The sequence below is a fragment of the uncultured Roseobacter sp. genome, assembly GCF_947495025.1.
Taxonomy (GTDB): Bacteria; Pseudomonadota; Alphaproteobacteria; order Rhodobacterales; family Rhodobacteraceae; genus Roseobacter.
Map to the genome: position 1 here is coordinate 74,823 of NZ_CANLXG010000001.1, position 19,312 is coordinate 94,134.

22 protein-coding genes and 1 tRNA gene are annotated in these 19,312 nt (G+C 59.7%); 12 read left to right on the forward strand and 11 right to left on the reverse strand.

The window, feature by feature from the left end:
• Positions 1-304 precede the first annotated feature (304 nt).
• A complete protein-coding gene (locus tag Q0792_RS00330; RefSeq protein WP_298835514.1) occupies positions 305-853 on the reverse strand; it encodes a hypothetical protein in 549 nt (182 codons plus the stop codon).
• A gap of 99 nt (positions 854-952) precedes the next feature.
• Here Q0792_RS00330 and Q0792_RS00335 point away from each other — a divergent pair, with 99 nt between their 5' ends.
• On the forward strand, positions 953-1,501 hold the full coding sequence (locus tag Q0792_RS00335; RefSeq protein WP_298835515.1) for a Crp/Fnr family transcriptional regulator: 549 nt from the start codon (positions 953-955) through the stop codon (positions 1,499-1,501).
• A 59-nt stretch (positions 1,502-1,560) separates the two neighbouring features.
• Here the strand turns inward: Q0792_RS00335 and Q0792_RS00340 are convergent, their stop codons facing one another.
• Entirely contained in the window at positions 1,561-2,568 is a 1,008-nt protein-coding gene (locus Q0792_RS00340; protein WP_298835516.1) for an AraC family transcriptional regulator, read from the reverse strand.
• 127 nt (positions 2,569-2,695) lie between these two features.
• Here Q0792_RS00340 and Q0792_RS00345 point away from each other — a divergent pair, with 127 nt between their 5' ends.
• Together Q0792_RS00345 and Q0792_RS00350 are read left to right on the forward strand one after the other, a co-directional pair.
• Complete coding sequence (locus tag Q0792_RS00345; RefSeq protein ID WP_298835518.1) at positions 2,696-3,739, forward strand: alpha/beta fold hydrolase; 1,044 nt, start codon at positions 2,696-2,698, stop codon at positions 3,737-3,739.
• 200 nt (positions 3,740-3,939) lie between these two features.
• On the forward strand, positions 3,940-4,524 hold the full coding sequence (locus Q0792_RS00350; RefSeq protein WP_298835520.1) for an HNH endonuclease: 585 nt from the start codon (positions 3,940-3,942) through the stop codon (positions 4,522-4,524).
• Positions 4,525-4,572: 48 nt separating this feature from the next.
• Here Q0792_RS00350 and Q0792_RS00355 read toward each other — a convergent pair whose 3' ends face one another.
• The 3 genes from Q0792_RS00355 to xth all read right to left on the reverse strand — a co-directional run bounded on the left by Q0792_RS00355 (position 4,573) and on the right by xth (position 6,516).
• Complete coding sequence (locus Q0792_RS00355) at positions 4,573-5,049, reverse strand: hypothetical protein (RefSeq protein WP_298835522.1); 477 nt, start codon at positions 5,047-5,049, stop codon at positions 4,573-4,575.
• A 168-nt stretch (positions 5,050-5,217) separates the two neighbouring features.
• Positions 5,218-5,673, reverse strand: a complete 456-nt coding sequence (locus Q0792_RS00360; RefSeq protein WP_298835524.1) for a hypothetical protein — start codon at positions 5,671-5,673, stop codon at positions 5,218-5,220.
• Positions 5,674-5,733: 60 nt separating this feature from the next.
• Entirely contained in the window at positions 5,734-6,516 is a 783-nt protein-coding gene (gene xth / locus Q0792_RS00365; protein WP_298835526.1) for an exodeoxyribonuclease III, read from the reverse strand.
• Positions 6,517-6,866: 350 nt separating this feature from the next.
• Here xth and Q0792_RS00370 point away from each other — a divergent pair, with 350 nt between their 5' ends.
• Both Q0792_RS00370 and Q0792_RS00375 read left to right on the forward strand, forming a co-directional pair.
• A complete protein-coding gene (locus Q0792_RS00370; protein WP_298835528.1) occupies positions 6,867-7,154 on the forward strand; it encodes a DUF6749 domain-containing protein in 288 nt (95 codons plus the stop codon).
• An 86-nt stretch (positions 7,155-7,240) separates the two neighbouring features.
• Entirely contained in the window at positions 7,241-8,296 is a 1,056-nt protein-coding gene (locus tag Q0792_RS00375) for a hypothetical protein (RefSeq protein WP_298835530.1), read from the forward strand.
• Positions 8,297-8,304: 8 nt separating this feature from the next.
• Here the strand turns inward: Q0792_RS00375 and Q0792_RS00380 are convergent, their stop codons facing one another.
• The gene (locus Q0792_RS00380) at positions 8,305-8,628 is read right to left on the reverse strand and encodes an iron-sulfur cluster assembly accessory protein (protein WP_298835532.1); all 324 of its coding nucleotides are present in this window, start codon (positions 8,626-8,628) and stop codon (positions 8,305-8,307) included.
• 85 nt (positions 8,629-8,713) lie between these two features.
• On the opposite strand from Q0792_RS00380, the gene Q0792_RS00385 reads away from it, so the two are divergent.
• The 7 genes from Q0792_RS00385 to Q0792_RS00415 all read left to right on the forward strand — a co-directional run bounded on the left by Q0792_RS00385 (position 8,714) and on the right by Q0792_RS00415 (position 15,446).
• Positions 8,714-9,856 (forward strand): deoxyguanosinetriphosphate triphosphohydrolase, encoded by a 1,143-nt coding sequence (locus tag Q0792_RS00385; RefSeq protein WP_298835533.1) that lies wholly within the window; start codon positions 8,714-8,716, stop codon positions 9,854-9,856.
• Positions 9,857-9,925: 69 nt separating this feature from the next.
• The gene (gene argS, locus Q0792_RS00390) at positions 9,926-11,671 is read left to right on the forward strand and encodes an arginine--tRNA ligase (protein ID WP_298835535.1); all 1,746 of its coding nucleotides are present in this window, start codon (positions 9,926-9,928) and stop codon (positions 11,669-11,671) included.
• A 77-nt stretch (positions 11,672-11,748) separates the two neighbouring features.
• Positions 11,749-12,735, forward strand: coding sequence for an SPOR domain-containing protein (locus Q0792_RS00395; protein WP_298835537.1), 987 nt, complete (start codon positions 11,749-11,751; stop codon positions 12,733-12,735).
• A 7-nt stretch (positions 12,736-12,742) separates the two neighbouring features.
• Positions 12,743-13,741, forward strand: coding sequence for a beta-N-acetylhexosaminidase (gene nagZ / locus Q0792_RS00400; RefSeq protein WP_298835539.1), 999 nt, complete (start codon positions 12,743-12,745; stop codon positions 13,739-13,741).
• 15 nt (positions 13,742-13,756) lie between these two features.
• On the forward strand, positions 13,757-14,548 hold the full coding sequence (locus Q0792_RS00405) for a ScpA family protein (protein ID WP_298835541.1): 792 nt from the start codon (positions 13,757-13,759) through the stop codon (positions 14,546-14,548).
• A 53-nt stretch (positions 14,549-14,601) separates the two neighbouring features.
• Positions 14,602-15,210, forward strand: a complete 609-nt coding sequence (gene scpB / locus Q0792_RS00410; protein ID WP_298838527.1) for an SMC-Scp complex subunit ScpB — start codon at positions 14,602-14,604, stop codon at positions 15,208-15,210.
• Positions 15,211-15,281: 71 nt separating this feature from the next.
• Positions 15,282-15,446 carry a hypothetical protein gene (locus Q0792_RS00415; protein ID WP_298835543.1) on the forward strand — a complete coding sequence of 55 codons (165 nt, stop codon included), beginning with the start codon at positions 15,282-15,284 and terminating at the stop codon, positions 15,444-15,446.
• Between the two features lie 4 nt (positions 15,447-15,450).
• Here the strand turns inward: Q0792_RS00415 and Q0792_RS00420 are convergent, their stop codons facing one another.
• From Q0792_RS00420 to Q0792_RS00440, 5 genes are all read right to left on the reverse strand, one after another.
• Positions 15,451-16,530 (reverse strand): 2'-deoxycytidine 5'-triphosphate deaminase, encoded by a 1,080-nt coding sequence (locus Q0792_RS00420; protein WP_298835545.1) that lies wholly within the window; start codon positions 16,528-16,530, stop codon positions 15,451-15,453.
• Between the two features lie 67 nt (positions 16,531-16,597).
• Positions 16,598-16,674: transfer RNA gene (locus Q0792_RS00425), tRNA-Pro, on the reverse strand.
• 57 nt (positions 16,675-16,731) lie between these two features.
• A complete protein-coding gene (locus Q0792_RS00430) occupies positions 16,732-17,937 on the reverse strand; it encodes a MerR family transcriptional regulator (RefSeq protein ID WP_298835547.1) in 1,206 nt (401 codons plus the stop codon).
• Between the two features lie 4 nt (positions 17,938-17,941).
• The gene (ihfA, locus tag Q0792_RS00435) at positions 17,942-18,244 is read right to left on the reverse strand and encodes an integration host factor subunit alpha (RefSeq protein ID WP_298835549.1); all 303 of its coding nucleotides are present in this window, start codon (positions 18,242-18,244) and stop codon (positions 17,942-17,944) included.
• A 96-nt stretch (positions 18,245-18,340) separates the two neighbouring features.
• On the reverse strand, positions 18,341-19,312 hold the full coding sequence (locus tag Q0792_RS00440; RefSeq protein ID WP_298835551.1) for a beta-ketoacyl-ACP synthase III: 972 nt from the start codon (positions 19,310-19,312) through the stop codon (positions 18,341-18,343).

Genomic DNA, 19,312 nt, shown 5'->3' on the forward strand with positions numbered 1-19,312 from the left:
ACCATCGGGGCCGTCCACTGTGCTGGTCCGAAACGGGTATTTTTCACCATTCACGGTAATCGTTGAATACGTTACATCAGAAGTCGGCGCGCATCCGGCGACAATTATCAGACTCAAAGCGATCGGGTACCTCAGTCGCATCGGCAACTTACCTCATCATTTTGTGGGTGTTGGGCGTCACAGAGGTAGTGCGTCACCGCCTCCTGACCAGACGGGGAGGACGACTTTGACGCACCATACCTGAACCCCCTCGTTCTGTGTGGTCGACAACGTCCGCTGTGCGGACAAAGCCGACGTTGCCCACCTATGGACAAACGTCGGCTTCAGAATGACGTGTCCAGCTAAACCCTACCAGAAGCGTCAGCAGCACAGCTACGGTTGTAAAAGCGGATTTAAGAATTGTGGCTGTGCTAGTGGCAAAAACCAGTGGAACGGAAACCTCGGGCCAGCTCCAAATCATGGCCGCAATACCAAGGTTTTCGACATAGTCAAACAGAGCGCTACCAACCGAAAGGGCAATGCCAAAGCGGACAAGTTTTCTGTTTGGCATGCGTTGCCCAAACCAGCAGATCGTGGCTATCAAAGTCAACGTGAGCATGGCTGGATAAAGTGTGTCCAAAGCGATCTGGTGACTGAGATAATACGCGCGCCCTTCCGCTCCTAACGCTCCGAGAAGCGTCGCCGCCTCTGTGGAGCCATAGCCGAAAGGACGCATGTCGAAGGGGAAGTGCCCCGAGACTGCTTCGATATGGACGAGCGTGATATTGATCATAAGCAAATAGATTGATGCACCTATCAGTCCTGAGCCAACCGCGATTATTCCAATGTGCTTTGACAAAATTCTGTTCGTCATTTTGTAAACTCCTTGATCTGTGCCACACATGCCCTCAGACGAAGTCACCCGCATTATCATTTGATAAGGCACGCCAAAATGGATTTACGGACGTTTCTGATGCAGTCACCTGACCTGTCAGTTATGGCTTGCGCGGACGAATTTGCATCTGAATGGAAACGAAAGCGTTTGAGCAAAGGGGTGCACCTTACCCGGCAGGAACAACCCGAAACAGACGAATTCGTTCTTTTGGAAGGGTGCTTGGTAAGCAGTATTTGTGACCAAGACGGCAAAGAAGTTAGCGTCGGGTTTTATGTGGGTCCCTGCGTTATCACGCCAAACATCGCTCGAACGCGCGACGGTTTGTCGCTCGTGTCCATTGCGGCAACAACCGATGCCCTGCTTGCAAGGATCGACAGTGATCTACTTTCAAATCGGATGATTTCATCTGAACCCATCCGAAATTGGGCCAATGGTGTTCTACGGGACGCGCTAAGTCGGAAGGTAGATCGAGAGTGGTGCCTCGCCGCTCTTAAAGGTGCTGAGCGGCTCACGTGGTTTCGCCAAGCATTCCCCGGCTATGAAGACATCTTTCCCCATACATTGATTGCATCCTTTTTGGGGATCACACCTGTCACAATGAGTCGTTTACGCACCGGCGACAAATGACATGAAGCGGCCATTCGTGCGTCTTGCAGCATCGGTCAAAGAGGGCCCCAAACGGTCATTCATACCGTGCTTTCCGTCTTGCGCCAGGCGCCGGGGCTTATGCCATGCACACGCTGAAACTCGGCATAAAAGTTTGAGCGGGTCAGAAACCCTGCCTGTTCGCCGATGCGCATGACCGGATCGCGGGTGCTGCGCAGCAGATCCGCCGCTTCGGCGACCCTGAACCCGTTGATGAACTGCGAGACATTGGCCCCCGTGTGGCGGTTGACAGCCTCTGAAAGCGCGCGGTCGGTCACCGCAATCCGGCGGGCCAGACGTGTCAGGGAAAGCTCGGGATCAGTGAAAAGCCGGGTCTCTCTGAGACAGGCCGCGGCGCGATCTACCAGTGCGCGGTCAGCATCCGTTGCATCGCGCAGGGTGGCGTTGCCCTGTCCGCGCAGCGCAACGACGACCGCGATCAGGAGTAACACGATCAGCAACAGGCTGGCGAAGGACAGCAGCCGGCGCACATTTTCACCGCCGGTACGCGCAAAGTCAAAAGCGATGGCCGTGTCCATCACAAGGGTCAGCGCGAGCATACCCGCGCCGGCCAGCATCAGCCTGCGCAGCGCGGTAACGTGTCCGATGGGCACGCGTGACAGCCTGTCGGGTCCGCCACGCCACAGACGCAGCAGCGCGGTCGCGTAAACAGCATAACTCAGCGCGATGGCAAAATCTGTCGCACCACGTACAGCAGGCAGAGCCATCACAGGCACCGCCGCCAGCAGGGCGATACCGATGTGCAGCCACGCGGCCTGCGCAAAACGTTCCGCCCGGTCGGACAGCGCAAGATATCCCACCCATGCCAGAGGCCCGATAAAGAAGGGTAAAACCCGCTGTATTCCGATCACCTGTTCCAGATCCCAGGCAAAACGCAGCGTGACCATGAGGGTCAGCGTGGCGATAAGGCCTGCCAGAGCCGTGAAGGCTGCGCGCGCCGTGCCGGGCAGCCAGTGCCGTGTTCCTGTGAAAACGGCAGCGATGACAGCCAGAACTGTCAGTACAAGGGGCAGGGGGATCGAAATCATCCGTTTTCATGTCCTCGATTGCGCTCAGCTGTCCTGAAACGGCATTCAGGACAGCCCAGGCATTGCCCGAAATTGCCCCGTCGCTCAAGTCCTGTGCATCGCAACCCATTTACGACGGAGGTTCACCATGAACGCCACACTACACAATCTGATACTCGGAACGGCCATTGCCCTGGGCCTCGCAGCACCCGCTGATGCAGAAGGTTATTCTGCGGCCGTCGCAGAATTTGAAGCTGTACACGAAGACACCGGCAGAACACTCGCGGGTCATGTCTGGTACCCGACCCGGGAGGACGGGACACCGCAGCAGTTGCGTGGCAGCGCCGTCTGGAATGTCGAAAGCGCGCTGCATGGTGCGCGTATCGCGCCAGGGGTGTTCCCCGTGATGCTGATTTCGCACGGGATGTACGGCAATTCTCTCAATCAGGCGTGGCTTGCACAGGCGCTGGCCAGAGAAGGTGTTATTTCGGTCATGCCCAACCACCCCGGCACCACCAGTTTTGACCGCGACCCTGACGCTGCGCGGCAACTGTGGCTGCGGGCAACTGATCTGAGCGTCAGCCTCGACGCGGCATCGCGTGACCCGCGGTTTGGCGATCACATGGATCTGACGCGTGTCGCAGCCGCAGGCCATTCACTGGGGGGGTACACCATGCTGTCTGCGGCGGGCGCGCGGCATGACGCTGCCGGATTTGCGGCAAAATGCCAGGTGGTACCGGACCGGCCCGATTGTGCAGCGCTTGCAATGTGGCGTGTGGGCGAGGCACAGGCCGATCTTGCGCTTCTTGAAAGCGACCGGTCAGATCCGCGTATTGCGACGTTTATTGCGCTTGATCCCGGCGGTGTTCAGACCTTTGATCCTGACAGCCTTGCGGCCATTGACCGCCCGGTGATGGTGCTGGGCGCGGGGCGGCAGGATATGCTGGACCAGGATGTCGAGGCGCGCGCGCTGGCCGCGGCAATGCGACCGGATCTGGTCACGCATATCGAGATACCGGGCGCTGGTCATTTCGACTTTATGGGCGAATGTCTTGAGCAGGGCTACGCCATCCTGGCCAGAGAAGAACCGGGAGACGAGATCGTCTGTGAACAGGGAACGACCCACCGCGCGGCGATGCACCGCGAGATCCTTTCGATCATCCGGGCACACCTTGCCGGTGTCTGGCACTGACCTTTCCCGGCCCGGCCTCTGCTGCAGAGCCGGGCCTGTGGATAACCGTCATCCGGCCGTTACAGAACCGGCATAACAACTCTGCGACATATTGTGGTCATTCAGGGGCTTGTCAGTCTGAAACCACGAGATATAGTCCACCTATCGGCGGGATTGGCCTGCCGGACCGGACGCGGAACGGCAAGAGGTTCAGTACGATCATGGACGGCGACTTCAGAACGGAATTCACACGAAACCCTGCCAGCCTGAAACACAGGCCAGCCCTGGTTCTGAATGCGGACTACCGGCCTCTCAGCTACTATCCGCTGTCGCTCTGGCCCTGGCAGGAAGCGGTCAAGGCGGCCTGGCTCGACAGGGTGGATATCGTGGCCGAATACGATGACATCGTCCGAAGCCCCAGTACCGAGATCAGGATCCCTTCGGTCGTTGTCCTGAAAGACTATGTGAAACCTCAAAAGCGCGTGGCCTTCACGCGCTTTAATTTATTTCTGAGGGATGAATTCCGGTGTCAGTACTGTGGCGCAAAAGGAGAGCTGACCTTTGATCACGTGGTTCCGCGTGCATCGGGCGGTGTGACGAGCTGGCAGAATGTCGTTGCGGCCTGCAGCCCCTGCAATCTGAAAAAAGGGGCAAAACCGCTGCATCGCACGGGTTTGTCGCTGCGCAAACCACCGCGCCAGCCCGGGGCCGAGGAACTGCGCAACATGGGCCGGAAATTTCCGCCCGGTTATCTGCACGACAGCTGGATGGATTTTCTCTACTGGGACGCAGAACTCGAGGCCTGACGCAAAAAGGGCAGCACCGAAGCGCTGCCCTTTATCGGTACTGCGTGTTTACCGGTCGAATTTGGACGCCACGTTGTCTGCAAAGGCATCCAGCATCGCGTTGTAGTAAATCTCACTGTCCACCGACACCTCTCCCGGCGTGGTGCCTTCAGGATAGTAGGCGATGGCCTGATCCGCTGTCACAGTGAGCGTATAGTCTATCTGGTTGAAAAGGCCCGGTGCATCGATTTCGACATCACCGACCAGCTTGCTCTGCGCACCACCAAGGCGCTGCGAAAACAGGTTGGCGAGTGCAACTTCGTCGATATCGACCTTAATTGTCGCGCCATCCTCGGAAATTCTGCTGACCAGGCGTTCCGCGATCTCTGTTTCCAGATCGTCGCTCAGGCTGGTCCAGACCTGTGCTGCTTCAAGGTTCTCGACAGCTGTCAGGTCTGCCTGCACCTCAATCTCTCCGACCGCTGATGTGGCGAGTGCCGGTGCTGCGGAAAGCAGTGCGATACCTGTGATCAATGTGCGTTTCATGTCGTGTCCTTTCTGTCAGATGATCACGCCCTCTGCGGGTCGTGATTTCTGCAGACACAACAAACGCGGCACCGGAATGTTCCGGATAAAATTTTCAATGGCTCACAAGCGGGCCTGGCCCGGCCCGTGAAAACACCTGTATTTCAGGGGCCGACAACGTGTGGGTGGTCAGAAATCCAGTATGCTGTCGAGATTCTGCATAATGCCGATCAGCAGGAACACGCCGGCAACCAGCATGATTGTCCAGACGAACATCTGGAAGAGAACTGCGCCGACGCCCAGGGTGAGCGCGTAGGCGGCCGTTTTCCTGTTTTCGCGCAGGATGAAGGCCAGCATACCGAGCAATATCGCCGCTCCCGCCGTTACTGCAGCAAATACAGACAGAATGCGGTCAATGTTCCAGGCTGAAACCTGTGGCTCCGGGGCTGTCTGTCCGGCCAGTGCATTTGCCGCGGACTGACGGATTTCTGCGGCTATTTCCCCGATGCTGACGCCAATCGTCTGCTGGGGCGCGAACGGCCCTGCTGCGAACTGAACAAGCACAAGTATCAGCGCAATGCCGCCGAACAGGAATCCGGCATTGCCGGCTGTCAGGCGAAAGGAAATCGGTAGTTGCTGCGTCATCGGTCGCTCCTGTGGTGCGGAGGCGTTTCTAACAGCAGACTGTGGCATCAAAATGACCGCTCAGGCAGCCAGATCTATCCAGACGGGAACGTGATCGGAGGGTTTGTCGCGACCGCGTACATCTTTGTCGATCTGGCAGTCCTGGAGCATGTCTGCAGCCTGCGGGCTCAGCAGCAGATGATCGATCCTGATACCGTTGTTCCGGTTCCATGCGCCAGCCTGATAATCCCAGAAACTGTAGTGACCAGGACCAGGCGTGCGCACCCGGAAAGCCTCTGTCAGGCCAAGATTGAGCAGGCGGCGGAAAGCTGTGCGGCTTTCGGGACGAAACAGGGCATCCTCGCGCCAGCTCTCTGGTTTTGCCGCGTCTTCGGCCTGAGGAATGATGTTGTAATCGCCCGCCATGACAAAGGGGATTTCCTGCGACAGCAAATCTCTGGCCCGCGCTTCAAGGCGCGCCATCCAGGCAAGCTTGTAGTCAAATTTCGGACCCGGCGCAGGATTGCCGTTCGGCAGGTAAAGTCCGCAAACCCGTATTGCATCTTTGACGCCCATGACGGTTGCTTCGATATAGCGGGCCTGCTCGTCACTGTCATCGCCGGGCAGGCCGCGCGAGACGTCCTCCAGCGGCAGTCTGGAAAGGATTGCCACCCCGTTGAAGCTCTTCTGTCCGTGAGTTTCGACGTTGTAGCCCAGATCCTCGAAGATTTCGCGCGGGAAGTTTTCGTCTACAGATTTGATCTCCTGCAGCAGAGCCACATCCGGTTGCGCGTCTTTCAGCCATGCCGGAAGCGCTTCAATCCGGGCTTTGATACCGTTGATATTGAACGTCGCAATTTTCATATTCTGAGCTCCCCGTCTTCCGTTCTGATCTATCGCGCATGCGGGCAGGCGGAGCAACCCCGGCGCATCGCACTCTTGGGGTGAGTATTAACGTGGTGATTCTCGTTAAGGTGTTTCCCGGAAAAGCTGGCAAAAGGTTAATATCCACAGACCAGCCGGTTGTGGATAAAATTTCTTTAACGAAGATTACCGTAAAGCGTTTTCTTTCCATTCTGATCATTTAGCGGCGGAGCACCTTGTGGATAACTGATGGTTAATGCAATCTTAACGGGTTTTTTTCTTTAAAATTCGAGCTTTAAGAGCAAGCGTTAATGGGCGACCTGAACTTCAACTGAAAGGGATACAAACTGATGACCAACGCAATGCTCAAAGCTGAAATCGCCCGTGATGTGACCGGCCCTGCTGCAGATATTCACACCGGAGACGCGACAGCCCTTTACACAACGTCGATGCAGTGCTCTGGCAGCGACATGATGTGCGGTGACGCCACGGGGCTCTTCACCACATCAATGGCGCCTGCTTCGACGATGACCGGCATGGAAACCGGACAGTTCACCACGTCCATGATTGCGGGCAGTGATGCTCTGGCGGGCGAGGCCACCGGGCTCTTCACCACATCAATGACGCCCAACACGTAACAGCTCAACCGGTTCAGGATCTTCCCCAAGGGTCCTGACCTGTTGACGCTCTGTGCGGCAACCCGTTGACAGCGAAAGGAAAGCTCATGTCCAACGTGATTTCAATCGGGTTGCCGCGCAGGCCAAATCTGAGCCAGCGCCAGGCACTGCTTCTGCGGAACTTCGCTCTGCACCGCCGGGACAGCAGTGACGTCTTCTGGCTCAAGGAAAACGCCGAGCTGCTGAATGTACTGGCGACATCAGGCGCCAGACTGCAGCCGGAAGCGCTGGAGGTCTATCGGCCATTCTATGACAGCATTGCCGGCCGTCTTGCCTTTTTCCCGCAGTATTACCGCTTTCTGCTTTCTGTCTGTCTGGATCTTGAGGATCTGGGAATGCAGGGCGATGCCGGTGCCGGGGTCTGCCACAGGGTGCGGGCGCGTGGTCTTGTTGATGCGGAACTTTCAGACCTGCAAAGGGCAGAAGCAGAACGACTTCTCGCGCGCCGGGGAGAGGGTTCGGGCGACACTGCACTCGCGGCCCGGCTTCGCAGGTTTATCAGCTGCAGTGACACCTTCGCACTGCCCAACAAAAAGGCAGCCTACGAGCTGACGCATATCGTTTTTTATCTGTCAGAATATGGCAGGAATGACCCGTGTCTGACCGAAGAAGCCGTTACCAGCCTTGAGTTTGCCGGTGTGCTGGCCTGGCTGGATCAGGATTTCGACCTGCTTTCCGAGGTCTGTGTGGCATTGCGGTTTGCCGGGCGCACACCCAGCGATATCTGGGAAGACTGGCTGGCGCTGGAGACCGGACGTTTTTCCCTGCGGTCCGCAGCGCAGGGAAGCGGCGCCCCGGATGCCTATCATGAATACCTTGTGGGCAGCTGGTGGGCTGCTCATGCCGGGGCCGAAGGCTTCCACGGAACACCGGTCGAGGGCGCGCTGACGGTCGAGCGACTGGGGTCCTCACGCGGGCCACTGCGGCGCATTTCCGAATATATGTTCCATCTTGGGCCCGCGCGCAGCTGCGACTGGGATCAGATGCGCGGTCTGCTGGAAGCGGTCCTCGGGGAGGACGACCACCGCATCCTGTCCTGTGCCGCAGAATCGACCACCCGGTTCGGTGATTTCTTTGAGGGGTTTGCCCGGGCTGACGCCTGACGGGCCGCCTACATCGAGAACGACGTGCCGCAGCCACAGGAACTTGTGGCATTCGGATTTTCGATCACAAACCGCGCGCCGATCAGCTCTTCGGTGAAATCAATAACGGCATCCGTCAGAAATGGCAGCGAAACCGCGTCCACAACGACTTTTTCCCCGGCACCTTCCAGCACCAGATCGTCATCGCGTGGCTCATCAAGCGCGATTTCGTACTGAAACCCCGAACATCCACCGCCCTCGACAGCGACCCGCAGGGCTTTGCCGTCGGTTGCAGCACCAATTTCCGCAAGGCGCTCAAACGCACGTGAGGTGACTTTGGGGGGCAGTTGCATCTGCTCAGGCTCCGTGGGGCGGTTTCAATCACGTTACATGTGCAATATAGAAAGCCCCGGGACAGGCCACAAGGACCAGCGAGCTATGACTGCGCATTATGCCTCTGATCCCGCACTGGCCAGGGGGCGGCGTGTGCGGGAAGAGGAAAGCACCTTCCGTTCGTGTTTCCAGCGCGACAGGGACCGGATTATCCATGCCAGCGCCTTCCGGCGGCTGAAGCACAAAACCCAGGTGTTTATCGAGCATGAAGGCGATTATTACCGCACCCGTCTGACCCATTCTATCGAAGTGGCGCAGGTGGCGCGGACGATTTCCGGCGCGCTGGGGCTGAATGCAGAGCTGACCGAAGCCGTCGCCCTGGCGCATGATCTGGGCCATACGCCATTCGGGCATACCGGGGAGGACGCGCTCTGCGAGCTGATGGCGCCCTTTGGCGGTTTTGATCACAATGCGCAGGCAATCCGGATCGTCACGCATCTGGAACGGCATTATGCCGATTTCGACGGGCTGAACCTGACGTGGGAAACGCTGGAAGGTCTGGCAAAACACAATGGCCCGGTGACCGGGGACATTCCCTGGGCGCTTGCTGCCTGTAACGCCGAAATGGATCTGGAACTGCATACTCATGCCAGCGCCGAGGCCCAGGTGGCGGCCATTGCGGATGATGTGGCGTATAACCACCACGATCTGCACGACGGTCTGCGCGCGGAGCTCTTTTCAACCGACGAGCTGGCAGAGTTGCCAATCCTGAGAGACTGTTTTACTGCCGTAGACAAACGCTATCCGGGGCTGAACTATTACCGCCGGCGTCACGAAGCACTGCGCCGTTTCTTTGGCGTGCTGGTTGAGGATGTCATCGGGTATGCGCAGACAAGACTTGCCGGTCTGCAGCCCGCAACGGTGCAGGACATCCGGCTGGCGGGCTATCCGATCATCCGGTTTTCCGGTCCCGTTTTTGAGGACCTCAAAGTCATCCGCGCATTCCTGTTTGAGCGGATGTACCGCGCGCCAAGCGTGATCGAGATGCGCGCACGTGTCACACGGGTCGTCGAAGAGCTGTTTCCATGGTTCATGGAAAACCCCGATCAGCTTCCGAAACAATGGCGCAAGGACGTCGAGGCCGCACAGACCGAAACGGACCTTGCGCGGATCGTTTCCGACTATATCGCAGGGATGACGGACCGGTTTGCGCTGCAGGAGCATGAGCGCCTGGTCGGCGGGCTCTGAGCCTGCGCGGTTGACCCGGGCACAGGCCGTGATAAACCGCGCGCAGCACTTGCCAAAGGACCAGAGCCTGTGAACCTTTTTGCTGATATCCGTCACCTTGTGACCGAAACGCTGACCGCCATGATGGCGGATGGTGTGCTGCCGCAGGGGCTTTCGCTGGAAAATGTGACGGTCGAGCCACCGCGGGACGCAGCCCATGGTGACATGGCCACCAATGCTGCAATGGTGCTGGCCAAACCCTCTGGCATGAAACCCCGCGACATCGCCGGCGTGCTGGCCGAAAGGCTGAGCGCGGATGCACGGATCACCAGTGCCGAGGTCGCGGGCCCCGGGTTTCTGAACCTGCGGCTGGCACCTGTCGTCTGGCAGGATGTTGTGCGCGCAATACTGGCCGCGGGCACCGGTTTTGGCCGGGCATCGCTCGGGGCCGGCAAAAAGGTCAATGTGGAATATGTCTCCGCTAATCCGACCGGCCCGCTGCATGTGGGTCATACCCGCGGTGCGGTCTTCGGTGATGCGTTGGCATCTCTACTGGACTTTGCCGGTTTTGAGGTGACGCGGGAATACTACATCAACGATGGCGGCGCACAGGTCGATGTGCTCGCCCGGTCTGTGTACCTGCGGTATCAGGAAGCGCATGGCCAGGAAGTCGCCTTTCCCGATGGTACCTATCCCGGCGACTATCTGATCCCGGTGGGGCAGGCGCTTAAGGACAAGGTTGGCGACGCTTACCTCGACAAAGGCGAGCAGTACTGGCTCGAAGAGGTCCGGAATTTCGCCACTGACGCGATGATGGGCCTGATCCGTGCTGATCTCAAAGCGCTCGGCGTCGAAATGGATGTGTTTTACTCCGAAAAATCACTCTACGGCACCGGCCGGATCGAGGCTGCCATTGACGATCTGCGGGGCAAGGGTCTGATCTATGAAGGCGTGCTCGAGCCACCCAAGGGCAAGAAACCCGAAGACTGGGAGCCGCGGGAGCAGACCCTGTTCAGGTCAACAGAGCACGGCGATGACGTGGACCGGCCGGTCATGAAATCAGACGGCAGCTGGACCTATTTTGCACCGGATATCGCCTATCACTATGACAAGGTGTCCCGTGGATTTGACGCGCTGATCGACATCTTTGGCGCGGATCACGGCGGCTATGTCAAACGGATGAAGGCCGCAGTCTCTGCACTTTCTGATGGCAACGTGCCGCTCGACATCAAACTGACGCAGCTGGTGAAGCTCTTCAAAAACGGTGAGCCGTTCAAGATGTCCAAACGGGCAGGGACTTTTGTGACCCTGCGCGATGTGGTCGACCAGGTTGGCCCCGATGTCACCAGGTTCGTGATGCTGACCCGCAAGAACGACGCGATGCTGGACTTTGATTTTGACAAAGTGCTCGAACAGAGCCGGGAGAACCCGGTGTTCTACGTCCAGTATGCGCATGCGCGGATCGCGTCGATCCTGAACAAAGCGGGAGAGGCGGGCATTGCTGTCGATGACGACACGCTTGGCGGGGCTGACCTTGGTCAGCTGTCGCATCCGGCCGAGCTGTCGATGGCGGCGCGACTGGCGGAGTGGCCGCGGCTGGTAGAGACAGCGGCACGCACAAACGAGCCGCACCGGGTCGCCTTTTATCTTTATGATGTGGCCTCCGATTTCCACAGCCTCTATCACCTTGGCCGGTCAGACGACAGCCTGCGTGCCGTGCAGGAGGGCAATGCCGCCACAAGCCAGGCAAAAATCGCCCTGGCCCGTGCCACGGCGATTGTAATTTCGGCCGGTTTGGGTATTCTTGGCGTCACACCGGCGCAGGAAATGCGGTAACAGGCCAGCCAGCGTCCGGACAGGCAATCGAACACGACCAGAGGGGCAATGTACCCCGACGGCAGAGCGAGGCATTGATGGCGGATATAGAATTCTCCCATGGTATGGGCGGCTATGGTCGTGCACCGGAAACCCGGGCGCAGGAGCCCGAGGCAGCTAATTCCCTGACTTTCATGACGAATCTGGCCGGGGCGGCGGTATCGCTGGCCCTGATTGCCGGTATCGGCGTCTGGGGCTACAAGCTGATGGTGCGCGACGTGAGCGGTATTCCGGTCGTCAGGGCCGCCGAGGGCGACATGCGCGTCAGGCCGGAAAATCCCGGAGGACAACTGGCCCGCCACCAGGGCCTTGCGGTGAACGCCATCGCTGCAGAAGGTATTGCGGCAGGACCGGTGGATCAGGTTGTGCTTGCGCCGCGCGGTGCCGCGCTCAGCGACGAAGACCAGCCGGTCATTCAGGCGGCGGCACCTGTCGAGCTGCCGGTGCGTCTCAGCCCCGCGCAGGACGCTTTTGAGGGCGTTGCGCCCGGTCCGGTGGCAAGCATTGATCAGGCTGCGGCGATCAACGAACTCGTTGAGGAACTGACAGCGGATACGGAGCCGATGGAGACCGGAACAGCTGCAGCGGCATCCGTTCCGCGGGACGCCGTTCTGCAGGCCGCTGCCGAAGCACTGCCGGCACCGGAGCCCGCGGTCGTGTCGCAGACCGGTCTGCGTGTATCTGCGCGGCCTGTGCTGCGTCCGGCGCGTGTGCAGACGGCCGCGTTTACACCGGCGCCTGAGACGGCAGAGATTGATCCGTCCCGCATTCCGGCAGGCACACGTCTTGCACAGCTGGGCGCATTTGAAAGTCCAAAGGTTGCGCGCAGCGAATGGGACAGACTGGCAGGCCGGTTCGGCGATTTCATGAACGGCAAATCACGGGTGATCGAAAAGGCGCAGTCCGGTGGTCGGACGTTCTACCGGCTTCGCGTTATGGGTTTTCTGGATCTGAGCGACTCGCGCCGGTTCTGCGCTGCGTTCAAGGCTGAAGGGGTCGATTGTATCCCTGTTGCGAGCCGGTAGGCGCCTGGTGTCCGGCTTTGGCGCGACAATTCTCGATGCAGACGGGTTGCGCCTGAGCCCTGAGGAAAAGACGTTTTTCCGCGACGCTGACCCGTTTGGATTTATACTTTTCGCGCGCAATATCGACAACCCTGACCAGGTTCGCGCACTCTGCGCGGAAATGCGCGACTGTGTGGGGCGCAACGCGCCGATCACAATCGATCAGGAAGGCGGGCGGGTGCAACGCCTGCGCAGCCCGGTCTGGACAGAGTGGATGCCACCGCTGGACTTTGTCGCAGCGGCGGGGCCGGACGCGGGCGAGGCGATGTATCTGCGATACCGGCTGATTGCTGCAGAGCTTTACGCGCTGGGTATCGACAGCAACTGCGCCCCCATGGTGGATGTCGCCGGGCCGCAAACCCATCCGTTTCTTTACAACCGGTGCTACGGGACTGACCCTGAAACCGTTGCCGGTCTTGGCCGCGCGGCGGCAGACGGGCTGCTGGCAGGTGGTGTTCTGCCGGTGCTGAAACACATTCCGGGGCATGGCCGTTCAACGATGGACAGTCATTTCGATCTGCCACATGTCCCGGCCAGTCCGCAGGACCTGAGCGCGGTGGATTTCGCGCCTTTCCATGCGCTGAATGATCTGCCGATGGGCATGACCGCGCATCTGGTCTATTCGGAAATTGATGATCGCCCGGCCACTCTGTCGCCGGTCGTGATGAAACTGATCCGTGAGGAAATCGGTTTCGACAATCTGATCATGACGGATGACCTGGGGATGAAGGCGCTGCGGGGGCAGCTCAGCGATCTCGCGCGCCGGGCGCTGGATGCAGGATGCGACGTTATTCTGCACTGTAACGCACCGCTGGAAGCGCGTCGTGAAGTGGCCGATGCATCGGGCCGCATGACCCCTGCCGCCCAGGCGCGCGCAGAGCGTGCACTGGCCGCGCGCAGGACACCTGATGATATTGACATTCCCGCCCTTCACGCCCAGCTTGGGACGCTGTTGAACAGGGCGTGAAGGTCGGGCCAGTCCATGTCAGAGGACACTTTCGAAGAGGACAGAACCTCCGTCGCGGACCGGCTGGCAGCCGAGGCGCTGATCGTCGACGTCGACGGGTTTGAAGGCCCTCTGGATCTGTTGCTGACGCTGAGCCGCACCCAGAAAGTGGACCTGCGCAAAATCTCCGTGCTGGCCCTGGCCCGGCAATATCTGGCCTTTGTGGAACGCGCCAAGGCGCTGCGTCTGGAACTGGCCGCGGATTATCTGGTGATGGCGGCCTGGCTCGCTTTTCTGAAATCACGCCTTTTATTGCCACCTGATCCGACGGAGGAGGGCCCCTCGGGGGAAGAGCTGGCAGCTCATCTGGCCTTCCAGCTGGAACGGCTGCAGGCTATGCGCGACGCCGCTGCACGTCTGATGGGGCGCGATCGCCTAGGGCGCGACTTTTTCGCCCGGGGGCAGACCCAGGAAGTCACCCGCACGCGCAGGATCCGGTATACGGCGAACCTGCTGGATCTGATGCAGGGATATGCGCGCATCCGCACACGGGATGAATTCCGGCCCTTTGTCATGGACCGGGATGCGGTTTTCACCATGGAGCAGGCGCTGGACCGCATGCGTGGCCTGATCGGCTTTGCCGGTGACTGGACAGATATTGTGAGCTATCTGCCCGAAGGCTGGGAAATGGACCCCTTGCGCCGCCGTTCGGCCACGGCTGCCACTTTTGCGGCGTCGCTGGAGCTTGTCAAAGAGGGCCATCTGGAGATACGCCAGTCAGAGACATTCGCGCCGATCCAGCTGCGCAAAAAGGACAGACCTGCGTGACAGAAGACGCCCCGGAAACCGAAGAAGAACAGAGCCTGTTTGAGGCACCGCCAATGGCGGAGCAGGAGCGCATGGTCGAAGCGATCCTGTTTGCGTCGGCAGAGCCTGTGTCCTTGCGGGAGCTTTCAGCACGGATGCCCCATGGGTCAGACCCGGCAGAAGCAATCGTCTATCTGCGCAAACGCTATGAAGGCCGGGGTGTCAACGTCTGCAGGATCGGCGATGCCTGGGCGATGCGCACCGCGCCTGACCTCGGGTTTCTGATGCAACGCGAAACCGTTGAGACCCGCAAGCTGTCGCGTGCGGCCATCGAAACACTGGCGATTATTGCCTATCATCAGCCGGTTACCCGGGCCGAGATCGAAGAAATCCGTGGTGTATCCGTCAGTCGGGGCACGGTGGATCAGTTGCTGGAGATGGAATGGATCCGGTTCGGACGCCGCAAGATGACCCCCGGGCGGCCTGTAACCTTTGTGGTGACTGAAGGGTTCCTTGATCACTTCGGGCTCGAAAATGCCCGTGATCTGCCAGGTCTCAAGGAACTGCGGGCAGCCGGTCTGCTCGAAAACAGGCCACCGCCGGGCAGCCTGCCGATTGCGGGCGACGCGGAAGACGATGAGGAAGAGAGCACCGAAGGCCAGAGCGAGCTTTTCGAGGACTGACAGGTGTTTCCTCAAATTGGCCCTATTTCCCGGGCAGGCTGCTCCGGGAGCAGTAAGATGGGAGAAGCCCGATGGACAGAATTTTTCAGATGGTCATGCGACTGGTGCTGCGACGGTTGGTAAACCGTGGCATGCGCGCTGGTCTGAAAGGTATTTCAGGTGATCAGGCCGCGCCGGTTCAGATCCACCAGGCCCAGCGGTCACTGAAAGTGGCCCGGCGTATCGGGCGCCTGTGATGTGCTAGCCCGGGGTTTTGAAGTGCTTGGAAAGTTTCAGGCCCTGGCCCTGATAGTTTGATGCCAGATCTGCGCCGTAAAGCTGTTCGGGCTGAGCGGCCATTTTCTCGTAAATCAGCCGCCCGACAACCTGTCCGTGCTCCAGCACGAAAGGGGCCTCATGGCAGCGCACCTCAAGCACCCCGCGCGAACCTGCACCGCCCGCTTCGGCATACCCGAACCCGGGATCAAAAAATCCGGCATAATGCACCCGGAATTCGCCGACCATGGCCAGGAAGGGTGCCATTTCCGCGGCATAATCCGGTGGAATGGTCACCGCCTCGCGGCTGACAAGGATGTAGAAGGCACCGGGGTCAAGAATGATCTTGCCGTTGTCGCTGTGCACTTCTTCCCAGTATTCGGATGCGGTGTAGTGATTGATATTGTCCAGATCGATCACGCCCGTATGCGGCTTGGCGTGGTAACCCACAAGCGTTGTATCGGGCAGGCGCAGGTCCACGGAAAAGCCAAGCCCGTCGTCAATGACAGCTTCGCCATCGACCAGCGGTGTCTGTGCGTGCAGAGCGCGCAGGCTGTCGTCACCCAGCACCGCCTGCGTGTCGCGAAAACGGATCTGGTTCAGACGCATGCCAGGCCGGACGAGGACCGAGAAAGACCGCGGGCAGATCTCGGCGTAAAGCGGGCCGTGATAGCCCGGCGCGATACGGTCGAACTCGGTGCCGCCATCTGTGATCGTGCGGGTCAGCAGATCAAGGCGTCCGGTGGAGCTTTTGGCATTGGCGACCGCCTGGACATTGTCTGGCAGCGCGAGCGACTCCATCAGGGGCACGACATAGACGCAGCCCTTTTCCAGAACAGCACCATCGGTGAGGTCAACGCGGTGCATTTCAAATTCACGCAGCCGGTCTGAAACACGTGCCCCCGAACCGGCCAGAAAAGAGGCCCGTACCCGCCAGGCTGTGCGCCCGAGACGCAGATCGAGGCTCGCTGGCTGGATCTGCGCTGTGGATACGCTGCGCGTGCCTGCGATCTGATTTGAAGCGATCATCTGTGCGATCTGCTGACTGGGAAGAACGCCGCTCATGAACTGGCTCCTGAAAGTGCAAAGGCCCGCGCTGCAAGGGCGCGGGCTCTTTGTACATGTCGGTTGATGGTCGGGCTAGCAGGACTCGAACCTGCGACCTTCCGTCCCCCAGACGGACGCGCTACCAGGCTGCGCCATAGCCCGACATGTGCCGCTTCATACCCGATCTGAGGGCCGTGACAAGAGCGAATTGCCATTGCCTCAGTCTTTGCCGGAGTCTTTGTGCGGCCCGGACATATCCGCCCGCAGCTGTGCCAGTCGCGCCACAAGAGGCCGGATTGCATCGGCCTGATCCGGTGTCAGCCTGCGAACCCGCGACAGGGCTGTCAGCGCGGAGGGCTCGACCGTCATTGTGCTTTCAGCAGGCGGCGCGGGGATGTCCACTTTGCGTGGGGCCGGGGCAGGTGCGGGTACGTCGTCCGGTGAGGTGTCGGACGCCGTTGGTTCCGGTGCGGAGTCCACTTCGGCGACTTCGGGTTCTGTGTCCGGAACGTGTTCCAGAACATTATCCTGTGGTGGCTCATCAGAGATCGTTGGTGGCGCCGCCGCAGACATTTCCCGTGGCGCGTCTTCGGCTGTTGTTTCTTGGGTTGTATGTGACAGCGGGTGTCGCAGGAAACCCGGAAGGTCTCCGCTCACCTCCTCCGGATCGTCATGAGGCGGGTCGTCTTCCGGCGCTTCAATTTCTTCTGCAGACATACCTGCAGCACCGGGGTCATCGGCATCCATCAGAACTTCGGTTTCTGTATCGACATCCGACGTTGTCTCCACAGCGTCGTCGACGACCGGAACGTCCGAGGCATCGGGTGCCGTTTCACTGTCTGAAACCGGCTCGGCTGCGACAGGTGGTGCGGCGTCCTCACTGTCGTCAGCCTGTTCCAGCCCTGCAGGTTCCGGTGTTTCAGACGCGTGGTCGGTGACTTCCGTCACATCGGTTGTGTCGACAGGTTCCGCTGTTTCCGGCTCTTCTGTCTCACTGACCGTCTCTGCAGGAGCAGGATCAGACGTTCCCTCTGCAGGCTTAGCAGCCTTTGCCTGCGTGACGATATCATCTGGCATTGCCGCCGCGGGGTCAGGCGTATCTGCCGCCGCCTCCTCGATGCGATCATCGATAACGGCGGCTGTAAGGTCGTCCAGCGGCTGAGACATCGCGGCGACATGTGCCACGCTGTTTTCGCGCAGCATTTTCTGAGCGCCTTTGATGGTCAGGCCGTCTTCGTGCAGCAGCTTTTTCAGCCCACCCAGCAGTAACATGTCATTCGGGCGATAATACCGCCGGCCGCCGGCCCGTTTGACGGGCTTTACCTGGCTGAACTTGCTCTCCCAGAAACGCAGGACATGCGCCTGCACGCCCAGCCAGTCTGCGACCTCTGAGATCGTGCGGAAAGCATCAGGTGATTTTGACATCAGCTCAGGACTTGTTCCCGTTCGCCACGCGATCCTTCATCAGGTGCGAAGGGCGGAAGGTGAGAACACGGCGGGGGTTGATCGGAACCTCTTCGCCGGTCTTGGGGTTGCGGCCAACACGGGCGGATTTGTCCCGTACCGAAAATGTGCCAAATGAAGAGATTTTGACCTGTTCGCCGCGCACGAGCGCGTCTGACAGATGCTCGAGCACGGATTCAACAAGCTGTGCGCTTTCGTTTCTGGACAGGCCGACTTCCCGGAAAACGGCCTCACTCAGATCCATACGTGTCAAAGTCTTTTCGGCCATGGTGTCCCCCTGAATTTTCAGTCACCATAGGGGAGGCGCAATTTCCGAGTCAATATCAACGGCTTGCGTGGCCGGGGATAAGCGGAAAATACATGATTACCAGCGAAGAACCACGGCGCCCCACGCAAGACCACCGCCGATCGCCTCGGTTACGATCAGGTCGCCGGGTTTGATCTGGCCCCGGTCGCGGCCCACGGACAGGGCCAGGGGAATCGATGCAGCCGATGTATTGCCATGGTCCTGCACCGTAACAACGACATTTTCCATTGGCAGACCCAGCTTTTTCGCTGTGCCCTGAATGATGCGGATATTCGCCTGGTGGGGCACGATCCAGTCGACCTGCTGAGCTGTCACGCCGGCACGTTCCATGGCTGTGTTGGCGGTCGCTGCAAGCTTCTCGACGGCGTGGCGGAAAACCTGATTGCCCTGCATGCGCAGGTGCCCGGTTGTACCGGTCGATACGCCACCGTCCACATAAAGCAGATCCTTGTGACGACCGTCCGAATTCAGATCCGTCGACAGAATGCCGCGATCATCGGGCGTGCCGGCACCGTCCTGCGCCTCAAGCAGCAGCGCGCCTGCGCCATCGCCGAACAGCACACAGGTCGAGCGATCGGTCCAGTCCATAATGCGGCTGAATGTTTCCGCGCCGATGACCAGAACGCGGCGCGCCTGGCCGGAGAGGATCAGCGCGTTTGCATTGCTCAGCGCATAGACAAAGCCCGCGCAGACAGCCTGGACATCGAATGCAAATCCGCCGGTCATGCCCAGCTGGGCCTGCACCATGGTCGCCGCGGACGGGAAAGTCAGATCGGCCGTGGACGTCGCAACCACAATGGCGTCCACATCGTCGGCCGTCAGGCCCGCGTCCGCGATTGCAGCTTCGGCCGCGCGGGCGGCCATGTCGGATGTCGTCTGGCCTTCGGCAGCGAAATGGCGGCGTTCAATGCCTGACCTTGCGCGGATCCACTCGTCGGTCGTATCCAGCGTCTTCTCGAAGGCCGTGTTCGGCACTACCCGTTCTGGCAGGTAATGGCCTACACCGGCAACTACAGCGCGGATCGTCAT